Annotated in this window: 14 protein-coding genes; 11 read left to right on the plus strand and 3 right to left on the minus strand. The window is 42.8% G+C overall.

The window, feature by feature from the left end; genetic code table 11:
* The first annotated feature begins 264 nt into the window (after positions 1-264).
* From FRX45_RS17745 to FRX45_RS17780, 8 genes are all read left to right on the plus strand, one after another.
* Positions 265-1,359: a sensor histidine kinase gene (locus tag FRX45_RS17745; protein ID WP_152269833.1), complete on the plus strand. Its 1,095-nt coding sequence runs from the start codon at positions 265-267 to the stop codon at positions 1,357-1,359.
* Entirely contained in the window at positions 1,356-2,096 is a 741-nt protein-coding gene (locus FRX45_RS17750) for a LytR/AlgR family response regulator transcription factor (RefSeq protein ID WP_152269811.1), read from the plus strand. The genes FRX45_RS17745 and FRX45_RS17750 overlap by 4 nt, the downstream gene beginning before the upstream one ends.
* A 347-nt stretch (positions 2,097-2,443) precedes the next feature.
* A complete protein-coding gene (locus tag FRX45_RS17755; RefSeq protein ID WP_152269812.1) occupies positions 2,444-2,599 on the plus strand; it encodes a lmo0937 family membrane protein in 156 nt (51 codons plus the stop codon).
* Between the two features lie 32 nt (positions 2,600-2,631).
* On the plus strand, positions 2,632-3,201 hold the full coding sequence (locus FRX45_RS17760) for a DUF4142 domain-containing protein (RefSeq protein WP_152269813.1): 570 nt from the start codon (positions 2,632-2,634) through the stop codon (positions 3,199-3,201).
* Between the two features lie 131 nt (positions 3,202-3,332).
* The gene (locus tag FRX45_RS17765) at positions 3,333-3,515 is read left to right on the plus strand and encodes a DUF3606 domain-containing protein (RefSeq protein WP_152269814.1); all 183 of its coding nucleotides are present in this window, start codon (positions 3,333-3,335) and stop codon (positions 3,513-3,515) included.
* A 4-nt stretch (positions 3,516-3,519) separates the two neighbouring features.
* Positions 3,520-4,260 carry a DNA polymerase ligase N-terminal domain-containing protein gene (locus tag FRX45_RS17770; RefSeq protein ID WP_152269815.1) on the plus strand — a complete coding sequence of 247 codons (741 nt, stop codon included), beginning with the start codon at positions 3,520-3,522 and terminating at the stop codon, positions 4,258-4,260.
* Positions 4,261-4,503: 243 nt separating this feature from the next.
* Positions 4,504-4,836 carry a hypothetical protein gene (locus FRX45_RS17775; RefSeq protein ID WP_152269816.1) on the plus strand — a complete coding sequence of 111 codons (333 nt, stop codon included), beginning with the start codon at positions 4,504-4,506 and terminating at the stop codon, positions 4,834-4,836.
* 96 nt (positions 4,837-4,932) lie between these two features.
* Positions 4,933-5,340 (plus strand): hypothetical protein, encoded by a 408-nt coding sequence (locus FRX45_RS17780; RefSeq protein WP_152269817.1) that lies wholly within the window; start codon positions 4,933-4,935, stop codon positions 5,338-5,340.
* 1,285 nt (positions 5,341-6,625) lie between these two features.
* Here the strand turns inward: FRX45_RS17780 and fbp are convergent.
* The gene (gene fbp / locus FRX45_RS17785) at positions 6,626-7,642 is read right to left on the minus strand and encodes a class 1 fructose-bisphosphatase (RefSeq protein WP_152269818.1); all 1,017 of its coding nucleotides are present in this window, start codon (positions 7,640-7,642) and stop codon (positions 6,626-6,628) included.
* Between the two features lie 556 nt (positions 7,643-8,198).
* Between fbp and FRX45_RS17790 the strand changes: the two genes are divergently transcribed.
* The 3 genes from FRX45_RS17790 to FRX45_RS17800 all read left to right on the plus strand — a co-directional run bounded on the left by FRX45_RS17790 (position 8,199) and on the right by FRX45_RS17800 (position 11,858).
* Positions 8,199-8,687 (plus strand): helix-turn-helix domain-containing protein, encoded by a 489-nt coding sequence (locus FRX45_RS17790; RefSeq protein ID WP_152269819.1) that lies wholly within the window; start codon positions 8,199-8,201, stop codon positions 8,685-8,687.
* Between the two features lie 293 nt (positions 8,688-8,980).
* Positions 8,981-9,430, plus strand: a complete 450-nt coding sequence (locus FRX45_RS17795; RefSeq protein WP_226805438.1) for a nuclear transport factor 2 family protein — start codon at positions 8,981-8,983, stop codon at positions 9,428-9,430.
* Positions 9,431-9,653: 223 nt separating this feature from the next.
* Positions 9,654-11,858, plus strand: a complete 2,205-nt coding sequence (locus FRX45_RS17800) for a DUF4838 domain-containing protein (RefSeq protein WP_152269820.1) — start codon at positions 9,654-9,656, stop codon at positions 11,856-11,858.
* Between the two features lie 67 nt (positions 11,859-11,925).
* On the opposite strand, the gene porV is transcribed toward FRX45_RS17800, so the two are convergent.
* Both porV and FRX45_RS17810 read right to left on the minus strand, forming a co-directional pair.
* Positions 11,926-13,092 carry a type IX secretion system outer membrane channel protein PorV gene (gene porV, locus FRX45_RS17805; RefSeq protein WP_152269821.1) on the minus strand — a complete coding sequence of 389 codons (1,167 nt, stop codon included), beginning with the start codon at positions 13,090-13,092 and terminating at the stop codon, positions 11,926-11,928.
* Positions 13,093-13,179: 87 nt separating this feature from the next.
* Positions 13,180-16,196 (minus strand): YDG domain-containing protein (locus FRX45_RS17810; RefSeq protein ID WP_226805439.1); only part of this gene is annotated, 3,017 nt, incomplete at its 5' end.

Below are 16,196 nucleotides of genomic sequence, written 5' to 3' on the forward strand. Positions count from 1 at the left end.
CATCGCAAAAGAATCATATTATTTTTATCTCACGAAACGCAATAGACGAGCGCTCATCAATCACCGAGGGAGATGGCTCTTTGCCCGATTAAGGCATTTTTGTACCGGTTAAAATCTTAAAACAACCGTTAACAGATGATGAATGGCTGTTTGTCGGTAAAAACCGGCTCAATGGCGGTTAAGTTTGCAGGTAATGAATTGATACGTGATATTGTAACCGTTTTGTAACATCGGAGACAAATATTGTAAATTACTTTTGTGAAAATGACGCTCCAACCATTAAAAAGTAAGATGATAACCATTTTGGCCCACATATTGGTGTGGGTGGTTTTCGGTATTGCCATATTTTTCTATCATCCTCTTTTCTCAGGTATTGACATACCCTACGAGGCCTGGATAACGCAGGCCGTCACGCTAGTCCTGCTCGTGACGGGTTTTTATGTCAATGTATTCGTCCTGGTTCCCAAATTCTTGCTGAACAATCACTTTGGTTACTATTTTGTGATGATCATTGCCCTCATAGCGGCAATTGTGTTCATTAACAAGGGCGTAGAAAATGTGCTTTATCACTCCCATGTTTTTCCTCAGAACAGGCGGGGAGAAACGACTGAATTGATAAAAGCTGCTCCGGTTTTTAAGCCCGGCATGCGCAGGCCTATAGATAGGCCCACTATTATTATCAGTGCGCTGGTGCTTGGTATCGGCACGAGTATTACGGCGATACAAAAATGGCAAAAGGACAAACAGAAACGCGAAGAGCTGGAAAAAGATAAGGTTGCTTCCGAGCTGTCATTCCTTAAGGCGCAGATAAACCCGCACTTCTTTTTTAATACCCTGAATAATATTTACGCGCTCACGCAGGTAAATGCGGATGAGGCTGGTAAGGCTGTTTACGAGCTTTCGCGCATGATGCGGTACCTGCTTTATGAAACACAGCAGGGGCAAACCATGCTTAGCCGGGAAATAGCCTTTATGAAGGATTATATCAGCCTGATGCAATTGCGGCTAACCGATGCGGTGAAGGTAAGCATCAATACGCCCCACCACTTACTGGATATGCCTATGGCGTCAATGATGCTATTGCCTTTTGTGGAAAATGCCTTTAAGCACGGCGTGAGTGCGACACAGCAAAGCCATATCAATATCGTGGTATTGCAACGCAGCGGCGTGCTTGATATTACCGTAAAAAATTCCGTAATGAAGGATAATAGTGTTAGCTTAGATACCAATAGCGGCATAGGCTTAATGAATACCCGCCGGAGGCTGGACCTGCTTTACCCGGGTAAATATACACTGGATATCTGCGAGAGTAATAGCATTAATGAGTACACTGTTCACTTAATTCTTGATCTGAAATGATATTAAATTGCATCGCGGTTGATGATGAACCCCTGGCGCTGGGCCTGGTAAGTAAATTCATTGAACAAACACCATTTTTAAACCTGGCGGGGAAATACGCGGGCGCTGTGGATGCACTAAAAGCCATTCACACGCAGGAGATAGACCTGATATTCCTCGACATACAAATGCACGACCTGAACGGCATAGCGCTGGCCCGCGTACTGGACAACGGGGCCGGTAAGCCCCGCATAATATTTACTACCGCCTACAACCAGTTCGCGCTTGAGGGCTATAAGGTTGATGCTTTGGATTACCTGCTAAAGCCGTTTAATTATGAAGAGTTCCTCCGTGCGGCCCAAAAAGCTTTGCATTACGCCGGATTATTAAATAAGCCTGCCACACAGCCCCTGGTAAATGAAACTGAACACGCAGATAACAATTATCTTTTTCTGAAAGTGGAATATCAACTGGTACGTATCGCCCTGGATGATATCCTGTATATTGAAGGGTTGAAGGATTATGTCAAGGTCGAATTGAAGAACGCTCCAAAAGCCATTCTGTCACTTACAAGTCTGAAGGCGCTGGAAGAAAAATTACCCCCGAAACGTTTCATGCGCATACATCGTTCGTTTATCGTGTCGCTCGATAAGATCACATCCATGACTAAGAACTCGACCCATATCGGCAACACACGAATCACCATTGGAGACCAATACAGAGATGCTTTCGCACAGTTTTTTGCGAAATGGATTTGAATTTTAAAAGCTGGCTATCTCTTTTTGTACCGTGTACTGCCAACGCTGATCTGTTTATCTATGATGGCATTGGTCGCCAGATATTGCGGCAACAGGGCATAATGTGATCCGTACGGGAATTCTTAGCTGCAAGAGTTGTTTATTTTATAAATGTTGTACAAGGCACAAACGTATGTACAATGGCCGCTTTGTAAATTAAATTGCCCCGGGTATATAATAGCAACATTGCAATGTGCTTGCTAATATCTGAACGATAGAATACAGTTCTTCAACGTGAGCTTTGTGTTTTGTTTTTTGGCCTGATTTTTTATTTACAATAGTCATTATTAAAATACTAAATCATTTTTATGGGAAATTTATTGTACATCATTGCTGTTATACTGGTTATCGGCTGGGCGATAGGGTTTTTAGGATATGCTGCAGGCGGCATCATCCATATTTTATTGGTAATTGCCGTAATCCTGGTTTTATTAAAAATCATTGGTGGCCGTTCCAGTGTATAAAGACATCATTTTTAATGTAAACTAAAAATAACATGAAAAAACCAACATTTTTCTTAGGTTTTACTGCTTTAATTATGCTGGCTTGCAATAACCAGCCTGCTGATCCTGTTGAAAAAGCAGACTCTACCAATGAAGCCAGGCAGGATCAGGCCGCTGATGTTTCCCAAACAAAAGAAAATACCAGCGCGTTTTTAATCAAAGCTGCCGATGGCGGCATGGCCGAAGTACAGGCCGGTAAGCTGGGTGAGGAAAAAGCTACCCACAACCAGGTAAAAAAATTCGCAGCTTTGATGGTGGAAGATCATACAGCTGCCAATAACGAAATAAAAGCACTTGCATCAAAGTTGAATATTAGTTTACCGCAAGCCCCATCTGAAGAAAATATGAAGAAAACGGCGGAAATGGGTGGAAAGACGACGAAAGATTTTGATAAAGACTTTATGGATATGATGGTGAGTGATCACAAAAAGACCATTGATCTTTTTAAGGACGCTAGTGACGATAACATTGATGCAGATGTAAAGGCATTCATTAATAATACAATTCCGAAACTGGAGGAGCATCTTGCCAAAGCAGACTCCATCCACAAAACGCTAAAGTAATTTATAACAAGATTGATGCCTTGCAGGAGAACACCAATAAACAATCAGCAGCCGGTAAGTCCAGGTTTTAATAAATGCACGGTACTTTCCGGCTGATGATTTCTTTACCTTATTCACATAAATTTTATTTTATGCCGGACGATAAAAAGAAAACAGGAGGGGCAGACGATAAACGTATTGATAAAAATGACAACAGTGAGCTTGCTTACTGGTCGGCCAAATTTAAAGTTACCAGGATTGAATTATTGAATGCTATTGAAAAAGCCGGGAGCCCGATGGTCGGAAAAGTAAGGGCACAGATAAACAGGAAATAACAAAATGGGACTCTCCACTTACAGGAAGAAAAGATCCTTTGATGTTACTCCCGAACCGCAGGGCGGAAAAGGTGATTTAGCAGAATTGCGTTTTGTGGTGCAAAAGCACGATGCCAGCAGGTTACATTATGATTTTCGTCTTGAGATCGGAGGCGTGTTAAAGAGCTGGGCAATACCAAAGGGACCATCGTTGAATCCCGAAGACAAACGACTTGCAATGATGGTGGAAGATCATCCTTTCGATTACAGGAATTTCGAGGGTGTGATCCCGGAAGGCAATTATGGTGCGGGCACTGTTATCGTTTGGGACGAAGGTGCATTTGAACCGCTCGAGCCTACCGGAAGCAAAACATCAGATGAAAAACTGCTGCTCAAAGCACTCAAAGCCGGTTCGCTAAAATTCAGCCTCCATGGACACAAGCTAAAAGGAGAATTTGCGCTGGTGAAATTAAAAAAGGCAGAGAACAATGCCTGGCTGCTGATCAAACACCGTGATGAATATGTAAACGAAACCGATGTTACAAGAAAAGATAAATCGGTGATCAGCAAAAAAACAATTGAACAAATGGCTAAGAATCCTGCTAAGGTATATGGTAAGGCAGCGATAAAAGCCACTACAGGCATTACAAAAAAAGCTGCGAAAAAATTCACAAAAAAATCCTCCTCATCAAAATCCGCATTAAAAAAATTGGCTTCCAAAGCTCCCTCACGAAAAAAATCCGCTAACAGAACTCCCGGATATTAAACCATTATCCAAAGTCCCGTTTCCGTTTGTTATAAAGGCGCATTAATAACGGGAGAGTCATAACTGCATATGATCCGGCACGTTTTTTTATGTATTGTACTCAAACGGGGCTATGAATAATCAGATAAACGATCAACAGAACCTGCAGGATGAAATCAATTATTTCAGCCGGAAGTTCCATCTTACAGGAGAAGCAAGAGTAATGAAAGACAAAAAATAACACCGGCACCAATAATAAATTTTATGAAAAAAATAGGGTTGATACCTGTATGGATAGCTTTTTGCTTTGCCTGCAACAGCAACGGAACGGGTAGTGCCACAGATCACAACAATATGAACGATTCGCCTGCCAGTAATGCTGCCCCCACGCCAGGCCTCGGGAATGACCCGACCAGGAATGATGCATCAAGGCCTGATCCCGCAGAACGTCGCAAAGTTGAGGACTCATCATCCACGAACAATAAGGCAGATCCCACACCGGGTTTGGGAAATGATCCAACGAGGAATGACGCTTCAAAGGATCCTTCCAGGGATAACGCACAGCCAAAGCAGGACACCGGGCTGAGAAAAAATTAAGAAGAGCGGATACGCGGGCTAAATTAATATTCCCGTATTAGGGAAAACTATGCAAAAAATCAGGTATTTTTCCATTCAACATTTTAAACCCACTATATGGCAAAGAAAAAAACAACGCCGGACAAGCCCGGTATTTTTGAAAGGATTACCGAATCGGCAGAACAGTTGAAAGACAATATTTCCGCAGCTACATCTGCCATTGTTGAAACTGCAGGTGATAAATATGATGAGGCGAAAGAAGCCGTGAAGTCTTATATTGCTAAAAAAGTACAGCCTGCTAAAAAAGGTATAAAAAAAGCAGCGGCAAAAGTATCGAAAGCAGCAACCAAAGTAAAACCGGCTGCAAAAAAGACAATAAAAAGAGCTGCAACAAAAGTTGCCGTTGCCAGGCCTGCCGTTAAAAAAACTGTGAAGAATGTCGCAAAGAAGCTTGCACCCAAAAAGGCAACAACAAAAAAAGCTGCGCCCAAAAAAGTTGCAAAAAAGAAGACGGGAAAAAAATAATAGCGATTAAGAATTTTGATGAAGAGGCTGCTATACTCAACATTCAGAATAACCATGAAGGATAAAGAAGTTATATGAAAAATTGCTTGTAAAATACTTAGCTGCGGTACTGCTATTACACTTCGTTTGCCAGCCCGCCTGTCCCATTCGGGCAGGCTCGCTTGTGCTGCAACAATAACTATGCAGCTTTTATAAGAAAAATTTCAAAATTACATGGGTATTAGTTATCACGATAGTGGAATTGAAATTTTACTTATCAAATGCGGCAATTGGTGACTCTGCTCTTTTAATCGAACCACAGCTCCGCTTTTATACCCTCTTGGTACTGGTTCAATATTGGTAGCCAAAAGTGGGATAAATAATATAGATCTGGCTCGTCATGTTCCAACAGGCGCTATAAAAATCTTATCAAAATAAATCTTCCATCCTCACTTCGCTGTCAACCAACTGCATTTTGTGGTCATTGCCGGTAACGCCATGTGACAGAAGTAGACAGTACGCTTAATCGAAATAGTGAAATTGAAATGCACGTAAAATTTCAAAGGGATGGGAATATTAAAATTGCAATAGAATACACTTATAGTAATTTTCCGCATGCGTAGTAATAATTATTACAGCATGGCAGCTACTGTCATTACAACATAATAGTATAAGGTTCTATTTTTTGAACATGCAGACGGCCGTTTCTTTGTGTAACAAATCCAATAAATCCTTTTTAATCCATACCCTGAAGAACAACCGAAACCTTAACCCAAACCGTACCCTGAAACCCTAACCTGAAGAAAAACCTGCAACCCTGATCTGACACCCTAGCCCGGGAAATCCAATGCAATGTCCTAAAAACCGACAAAGACATTGAGCAAAGCAATGACAGCGTAAAAACTGTTGTTGCTTTGTGCTTTTAATGGCAGTGATGAGTGTAAAAAGGAAAAGCTCCATGAAAATGGAGCTTTTAATACGAACCTAAACCCTCGAATTGAGACCCACAAATTAGTGTACTATTTTGGTTAATGCAATAAGCAATAACACTTGTAGCTTGTAAATAGAAAATGTGTTTTGCGTGTAAAACCATATTTAAACGAGAACCCGGCTGTCGCTTCCTTAATAAAAAAAGGGGCAGCATAAAAATGCACCCCGTTTTAAATCCAATATCCTATGAAAAACCAATGCAAATATAGGTTTGCATTTAGTTTAACTAAGCATTTATGCTATACAATTCGACAGATGGTCGGTTTACTTCGATGAATTGCATTGCCGTGTTTAAAAAATTAAACCCATGTTATAACTATTGCTGGATCTGCCTGCCTATTTCCCATTCTTCCATCATATTACTGCTGCCGATAAACAGTGGAGAACGCTGGTGCAGGCTGGCGGGGGCAATATCCAATATGCGTTTATAACCGTTTGTTGCTAAACCACCGGCTACCTCCACTATAAAAGCAAAAGGATTACATTCATACTGCAACCTTAATTTTCCCTGCGGCATATCGGTTGTTGCAGGATACATAAAAATTCCTCCCTTCAGGAGATTGCGGTGGATATCACTAACCATGCTGCCAATATAGCGTTGTGTATATGGCCCACCTTCCTGCGCTGTATTGCATTGATATTTTTTGATAAAGTTTTGTACCCTTTCTTCAAAGCGATAAAAATTACCATGATTAACCGAATATATTTTTCCCTGTGCAGGACATTTAATATCAGGATGGCTAAGACAAAATTCTCCTATGGAAGGATCTAATGTAAATCCATTTACGCCTCTGCGGGTGGCATATACCAATATGGTGGACGAACCATACACTATATAACCTGCTGCTACCTGCCGGATACCGGGCTGCAGGAAATCATCCGGCTCAACTACAGCTCCCTTTGCCGTAAGGCGGCGGTAAACACTGAATATGGTTCCAACAGAAACATTTACATCAATATTAGAGCTGCCATCCAAAGGATCAAAAAGACAAATGTATTTGGATTGACGGCTGGCCTCATCTTCAAACGCTATGAAGTCATCCCATTCTTCGCTCGCTATGCCTGCGCAACTGATGCCATGTTGTAAAGCACCTGTAAACTGGTTATTGGCGAACAGGTCTAATTTCTTTACTTCCTCACCCTGCACATTCATCATGCCGGCTTCTCCAAGTATATCCGCCAAACCCGCTTTGTTCACTTCCACGTTCACCCTTTTTGCCGCAAGTCCAATGTCCCTCAGCAAGCCCGACAACTCGCCGGTGGCGTGTGGAAAATTCCTTAACTGCTGAATAGTGAATTCATCAAGGGTGTATACTTTTCTGCTGATGGCCATTTGAAATCTATTAAACTAACGATTGTTAGTCAAATATTATACTTTTATTGCTTTTTTGCAAAAAAAAGGATTAGCAAAACATTGTCATTTGGCTAAGGTTGTATTTATTTACTGAACCTGTCGGTTGCCTTCGACGCCTACAGCTTTACACTGTATTATTTTTATGGCGATTACGACCCCATCAATAAATATTATTACGAAGTCTTTCAGTGGAAGTAGTGGAAAAAAAGTAGAAGTAGTGGAAAAAAAATAGCGTGGAACTCCACTTACCGTCTTGAGTCCCTCGGAGAACCCGACCACGAATAAGGGAGCCCACGCCTGAACGTGAGCTCTTGCTTATCATCCCGTGGTCTTTGAACTTTCCGAGGTTTCAAGACGAGACTCAAAGCGAAAGCTTCAAATTAGTTTGAAGTAGTCGCAAAATACCTTTATAACAAATACTATTTATCCGGGTATTGAATTACTTGATAAATCAAACTTACAATATAAGATTTATATATCAAAATGTAGTTATTGAACTTCATTTTAATATATGAAAGCGTATTCTTTTTGCTGAATGGCCCGATACCGCAATAAAAGGGATACAAAAAGGATAGGTGAACAAATTAAGCTGCTGCGAAAAAAACGCGGCTGGAACATTGAGGATATCTCTGCCATGACAGGCTTCGCACGATCAACAATTACTTCAATTGAAAATGGAGCAGAAACCGACACAACACATTTAATTGAAATTGCCAAAGCAATTGGCGTTCATCCAACAGAGTTATTCAATATCCCGATAGATTTAAAGCCTCGCTATAAATTGTCTGGAAAACGAAAAGAACAACTGAAGCTGACCCACAAAATAAACGTTCTGGCCGGGGAGGGATATTTTACATCACCGAAATTTGTGAACCAGGTAAAATTAGTTCTTCATGAAAATTTCAATATAAAGGCAAATTCAGTAAGCATCTCAGGCGTCTTGCTGCGGTTGGTTAAAGAAAATGTCTTGAAGTTTTCCAAATCAGGACGAAAGAATTTGTATGTTGCCAGAAATAAGAAGTAGCCCTATAATACCTTCTCAATTTCTTTTTATAGTTCTTTGGTATTACCTTTCCAGCGCTGGTCTGGTAGCAAAGGATTATTGCGCCAGTCCAGACCTGATTGCTGGCTAAAGCGTATATCCTCGTTGTCTCATCCGCTACTCATCTGCAGTTCGCGCTGAAGTAACACGGAATACCATCACAGCAGAACGACCTGCTCTAAGCAACAATTGTATGGGTATATGGGCCCCTGGCTCAAATCAAAAAATGCGCAAATGACTGTCAGTTAATCCAATAGTTTCTTAAACTTTTCGACATGAAAAAATTATTTTTACTCATTACTTTATTGATTCCAGGTTTAATTATGTCACAATCAGGAAATAATAAGATTACAGCGCAATTTCTTCAATCTTTTGCGGATGCATTCAATGCGCATGATATAAAAGCCGTTATGTTGCATATGACGGAAGACTGTATATTTGAGGCTTCAGCAGGCGGAGAAAAGAATGGTGAAAGATTTAGCGGGCAGGAGGAGGTGAGCAAAGCATTTGAAACCGTATTTGCAACATTCCCCGATGCACATTGGGCAAATGCCCACCATTTCATTTCGGGGAACAGAGGTTTTTCAGAATGGATCTTCACAGGAACAAAGTCCGATGGAAGCAAAGTTGAAGTAACCGGCTGTGACCTGTTTACTTTTAAAGATGGCAAAATAGCCGTTAAGAATTCTTATAGAAAAAATCGTTTAACCGGCGCATTGAAGTGATGCAATACGAATATATTGCTGACAACGGTCCTGAAGGCAAATTCAACAGAATTTTTACAAGGAATATAAATTCAGGTCCGCGTTTGATTTGCCGGTAGATCCATTGCTACAGCTTATTATCAAACCGGTTGGTTTCCACCGCTTTTTGCTCAATGTGTTTGAGCCTGTACCCGGGGACTGTACCTTTGCTGTTTATTTTTCAGCTCATATTTTTACTTTCAGTATGAAACAATTTATCAGCCTGCTGGCATTGGTCTTCTGCCTTCATTTTGTACTGCCTGCACAGGTGCTGTTGGTTAAGAATGGAAAACCTTCAGGCAGAATTATACTCACATCTAACGACAGCATTGATACCGGGGCTGCACGCCTGCTGCAGGATTTTGCAGAAAGAATTACCGGAGCGAAACTGCTGATTCAAAAAACAGATCAGGTTAAAAAGAATGATATTGTCATAGGCAATGACGGATTTAATAAAAATGTGCAGAAAGACAATCTTCAGGAAGATGGATTTCGCATCGTGTACAACAATCATACACTACGGGTGGTTACAGGCGGTGGAAAAGGGTCAATATATGCTATAGTGAGCCTGCTTGAACGGTACTGCGGGGTTTCCTACTGGGGAGAAAATGAATACAGCCTAACGCCGGCTTCCACACTGCAAATACCTGTAGTTGACTTCACAGAAACACCTTCCTTCCGGTACAGGCAAAGCCAGCATTATGCTATGGCAACCGATTCTGTTTACGGCAACTGGATGCATTTAAAAACACCCCGGGAAATATTTGCCGGTAACCTGTGGGTACACACTTTCGATTTCCTTCTGCCCTCGGCAGTATATGGTGAAACACATCCTGAATACTATTCTTATTTCAATGGCGGACGTCATCCCGGCAAAGCCAGCCAATGGTGCCTGTCCAATCCTGAAGTGCTGGAAATTGTAAGCCAAAGACTGGATTCGGTTTTTAAAGCCAATCCTGATAAACATATTGTTTCCGTAAGCCAAAACGACGGGAACTATACTTTTTGTCAGTGCAAAAAATGCAAGGCAGTTGATGATTATGAAGGTGCTCATTCGGGCAGCCTTATACATTTTATGAACAAGCTGGCTGAACGTTTTCCCGGCAAAGAAATTTCAACACTGGCTTATTTGTATTCCATGAAGCCTCCGCGCCATGTAAAGCCTGCCAAAAACGTAAATGTAATGTTGTGCAGCATTGATTGCGACAGGGAAGTTTCTTTAAAAGAAAATGCTTCGGGACGCGAATTTGCAGCAGCGCTGGAAGGCTGGAGCGCTATAACAAAAAACATATTTGTTTGGGATTATGGCATCAACTTCGACAATTATCTTGTGCCCTTCCCCAACTTCCATATACTGGGAGAAAATATGCGGTTGTTTCATAAGAACAATGTGTCCATGCATTTTTCTCAGATAGCCGGCAGCCGAGGTGGTGATTTTGCTGAATTGAGAACATGGCTCGTGTCAAAACTCATGTGGAATGTAGACCAGGATGAGGATGCTCTTGTACAAACCTTTCTGCGTGGATATTATGGCGCTGCAGCTCCTTATTTATACCAGTATATCAAGTTGATGGAAGGCGCCCTGCTGGGTAGCGGCAAACGGTTATGGATATACGATTCGCCGGTATCGCATAAAGAAGGTATGTTAAAGCCATCCCTCATGCGCAGGTACAACAGCTTGTTTGATCGCGCGGAAAAGGCTGTTGCAGCAGATTCCGTTTTATTGAAAAGAGTATGGCGCACCCGTTTGCCGCTGCAATATTCCGAGCTGGATATTGCCCGAACAAATAAAAAGATGCAGGTGGATGATATCAGCCGCAAGCTGGATTTGTTTGAAGAAAGGGTGAAATTGTTTTCTGTTACTGCGCTCAATGAAAGGGGGAATAGTCCGCTTGATTATTGTGCATTGTACAGAACAAGGTATATGCCATCGGGCAAACAAACCATACCGGTTGCCGGTATCGCTTTTTCAATACCGCCCAGTGAAAAGTATGCCACTATGGGCGGGGAGCTTACAGACGGGTTGTATGGAGGCATGACATTTGCCGAGGGATGGGTAGGCTGGCTGGGCGCAGATGCTGCATTGACCCTTGACCTGGGCAGTGAAAAGGAATTTACCGGCGTTCATACAGATTTCCTGCACCAGTTGGGTGCATGGATTCTGGCACCGTCTAATGTTACTTATTCTATTTCAACCAACGGTACAGATTACACGATGCTGCAATCCATTGATCACCCTGAAGACAGGAATCCCCAGGTAAAATTCGTTGATCTCAGTTATACAGGCGATAAGCCTGTTAAAGCCCGTTACATTAAAATAGATGTAACGGCTATAAAAACCTGTCCGCACTGGCATTACGGCGTGGGACATCCCTGCTGGTTTTTTATAGATGAAATATGGATTGAATAAAATAAACAATCTGGAAAGCCGGACGCTCACCTCTCCCTTCTCTCCTCTCACCCCTCGCCACATAGCGCTAGTAAGATAATTTTCCCTTTTCCTGTTTGGCTGAATTTTCCCCGCCTATATTAAACAGGAGGCCGATCCGCATTGTGTTCGACAAAGGATTCCTGTTCACTCCATTACCTGAGGCCAGGAGATAAGAAAAATTGAGGCCAATAATATTATAGTTGATGCCCAATCCCATAGTGAAATAGCTTCTTCTACCCATGGTACGGCTGTCGGCATAATAACCTGCTCTCAGTGCAAACTGATCGTTATAAAAATATTCGGCTCCCAGGGAGTATGCCATAGCATTATTACCAAAGGATTTCATCCAACCATCTACTACGCCATCGCTGTTGTATTTGGCATAGTCGGCCGAGTCGGCTGCTGCACCCGGCACAGCAGGCACCAGTAACTTATTGATTTCCCCGTTGAGCGATATCTTATGCACTTCATTGGTAACCCAGGTATGTCCTGCTCCTATACCGATGTTGGCAGGAATGAAGTTTTTCTGCGTAGCATCTGAAGTATATGAAATTTTAGAACCCAGGTTACTCATTACCAAACCGGCATTCCAGCCCTGTCCGTCATCGTTAGCTGTGGTATAATATAAACCAACATCACCTGCAAATGCATTACCTGCTTTGTATGAACCACCACCGTAAGGCGAAGAGGAACCTGAAGCCAGGTTGCTGTAAATATATCGAAGCGCTACTCCTAACGACAGCTTATCAGCCAATTTGCGGGAGTAACCGAAATCGAGACTGAACTCACGGGGATTGCCTTTATTGAGCTCATTACCCAAAGCATCGGAAAATTGTATACTGCCCAAGTTAAAATACCTCAAAGAGCCGGAGATTACCTGTTGTTCATCCAATTTATAATGAGCGGCCAGCGAAGCGAGATATACATCTTTTAACCCAAGATCTTTTAACCAGGGCGTATAAGTAGCGCCAACGCCCCATTCATTTTGAATAAACGGATATTTGGCCACATTGTAAAACTGCGCGTTCGCATCCGGCGATGTGGATATGCCCTGGTCGCCCATGGCGCCGGCTCTTGCATCGGGCGAAACCCGTAAAAAAGGTACGGATGTAGTAACAATATTAATGGGGTCAGCAGTTTGTGAATAGACTGCTACAGAAAAACCAAAGGCTGCAGACAGCGTCATCAGCAACTTACTATATGCGGTTTTCATTTGAATTGAATTTAAGATTGATTGGGTTGTTGTAATAAGTCAGAGAGAAAATTGCTGCCCGGATGGCCAGGCAGCAATTATATGTTACTATTTCACTTTTACTTTTTGCGCGTCCCTGAATTTCTCTGCGGTAACGCCCAGCACATAGGTGCTTGATGCCAGATGTGACACAGATACATTGAAGCTGTTTATACCAGCGCTCAACTGTTGTTGTTGCAATATCACCTGCTGACCGGTTTCGGTATACAAGGTGATCGCAGCCTTTTGCGCCACCGTAGTGTATATTTTTACCGTTAATGTATTGGGGTTGCTGCTCCATACTTTTACACTATAATCGGCATTACTGGCAGGCGTAACCGTAAGTTTTCCTTTTGCATAACTGATCGTATAGTTACCCGATGCTGCACCGGACGCTTCGATATCATAGTAGCCGATCGGTGAACCGGTAGTTGCATTCGTAGCTGCTGCCGGTTGTGCATCCAGGTCAGATGGCTGATCTCCTTCCGCCAACCCGTTGTAACTGAAAGTAAATACAGGGTTGGTTGCACCTTGTTTTTTGGTTTTATCTTCCGGTGTAATCACCAGCGGCGCCGGTGCAATAGTAAATGCAGCAGCTCTGAACGATTCAATCTCATAATCATCTCCACCGTTAAGGCTTCCCTGCTCTATTTCATAAGTACCCACGTTTTTACCTGCTGTTCTTTGCAATGAGCCCGGGAACCGATCGCCGGCCAGCTTACCTTCTGCTAAATAGGTCAGTTCGGGATCAGCCTCACCATACAGCTTGGTTTGTGATACAGCAGTTACTTCAATCAGCTTTTTGGTAATTACGCCAACATTGCCACTCACTGTTGTTGATTCTAAACTGTAATTATCTGCATCCTCACCCGTTAACTGCAATCCACTTACTGTTACTTTTTTCTCTTCCCCGCCATGTTTGGTATCATACACTCCTTCCGGAGGATAATTTATCGCAACGTAGTCATCTCCTGCAATACCTTCCACCGAATAGTTCCCGGGCAGTAATACTGCACCGGTATTGCCATCGTATGCTTTTGTGATGGCAGGTGAGGCTGTCAACGAAACTTTAAGAGTTGCTTTCCGGATACTGCCTTCGGTTGTTGTTTCTTTGGTGGTTAAACGATAGTTATCTTTATCATCGCCATCCAGCACAAAAGCATTAACGGTAACAATCTTGTCGTCTCCTGCCTGCCTGCTGTTGTACACGGCCGTTCCTTTCACCGAAACCTTATCGCCTTCTTCTATTCCTGTCAACTGGTATTTTTCAGCCGGAACAGTTGCTTCAACAGACCCGTTGTAGGTTTTGCTGATAGCGGGGCCAGCTAAAAGTGAGAGTGTAATATCTTTCGCAATGATATCACCACTGGTAGTAGCCGATACTGTGCTTACACTGTAATTGTCCTTTTGCTCACCACCTAATTCAAATGTGGTAACAGTGATTTCTTTATCATACCCTGCTTTTTTATTGTTATAAGAAGCTTTACCGGACGCAACAATTACATCATCTTCACCCACAACACCCGATAAGCTGTAATGGGCTGCCACCAGGTTTGCCTTATCAGACCCATCGTAAGCCTTACTGATAGATGGCTCGGAATGCACGGATACTTCAATGATTTTGCGTGTAATGGTACCTTTCACTTCTGCAGTAGTGGTGGTCAGTTCATAATTATTCACAGACTCACCATTCAATACAAAGCTGTTCACATCAATGTCTTTATTTCCGCTTGCATTGCTATCTTCAAATTTGGCTGCGCCGGTTACATGCACATCATCTCCTTCTACCACGTCATGCAATACATAGTTACCTGCGGATAATTTAATACCTGTGTTGCCATCGTATGCTTTGCTGATGGCAGGAACCGCGTTCAATGATACTGTGATCCGTTTTTTGGTGATTGTCAATACCTGTTGAACCGGGGCTGCGGGTTTATAATCATTGTTACCAGCCTGGGTAGCCGTAATGGTTACCTGGCCTGCATTTTTGATATGTACTTTTCCATCAGTAACAGACGCAATAGATTCGTTGCTGCTGCTATAGCTGATCTCCAATCCTGCATCGCTGGTTGCTGCAGGTATAAAATCAGCAGCTCCATATACTTTTTCTTGTGTTGAGGCAAAACTGATGGTTTGTGCTGTTCTTACCCGCACACTGAGTTGAGCACTGTTGGAATTTGCCGGGGCGCAATTACCGGTTGCTACACAACGGTAATGATAGCCATCCATCTCACCCAACGCATTGCTTATGATAAGTGTAGCAGTGGCAGCGCCACTGTAATAACTGTTATTGGAAATATTGGTAAATCCGCTGCCGGCATCCACCTGCCACTGATAGGAAGAGGCATTATTGGCTTCTATAGAAAAACTGGTGCTTTCTTCTTCATCAATCGCTTTGCCTGAAGGATGAAGAGCTATAGTAGTAAGTGCATTCACTGTAATCAATATATCCTTAGACTCGCCTGAGCATAATCCGTTATTAGGTATAATGGTATATTTTACTACGCCACTACCGGTAAGTGTTTGCTGTATGGATGAGCCGCTGGAAGCCGATGCACCCGACACGCTACCGCTAACGGTAGTGGCAGTCCAACTGAAACCGGCGCCAGACGATGAAGATATCAACGCAATACCTGTTGTGCCTCCGCTGCAAATGGTTTCTGCAGCGGGTGTTGCAACTACTGTAATGGCGGCCGGTTCATTAACCGTAACTGGCCTGGTAGTTTGACAGGTATTGTTATCTGTAATTGTTACTGTATAGGTGCCGGCAGTAAGACCACTTGCAGTTGCTGCTGTACCACCGCTGGGCGACCAGCTATAGCTGTAAGGTGCTGTGCCACCGCTTACGGCAACACTCGCCGTACCATTGCTACCCATGTAACAGCTTACATCTGTTTTAGAAGCAGCAGCACTTAACGCTGAAGGCTGATTGACAGTAACTGACTTTGTAGTTTGACATGTATTGTTATCTGTAATTGTTACTGTATAGGTGCCGGCAGTAAGACCACTTGCAGTTGCTGCTGTACCACCGCTGGGCGACCAGCTATAGCTGTAAGGTGCTGTGCCACCGCTTACGGCAACACTCG

This window comes from Agriterribacter humi, assembly GCF_009192765.1.
Taxonomy (GTDB): domain Bacteria; phylum Bacteroidota; class Bacteroidia; order Chitinophagales; family Chitinophagaceae; genus Agriterribacter; species Agriterribacter humi.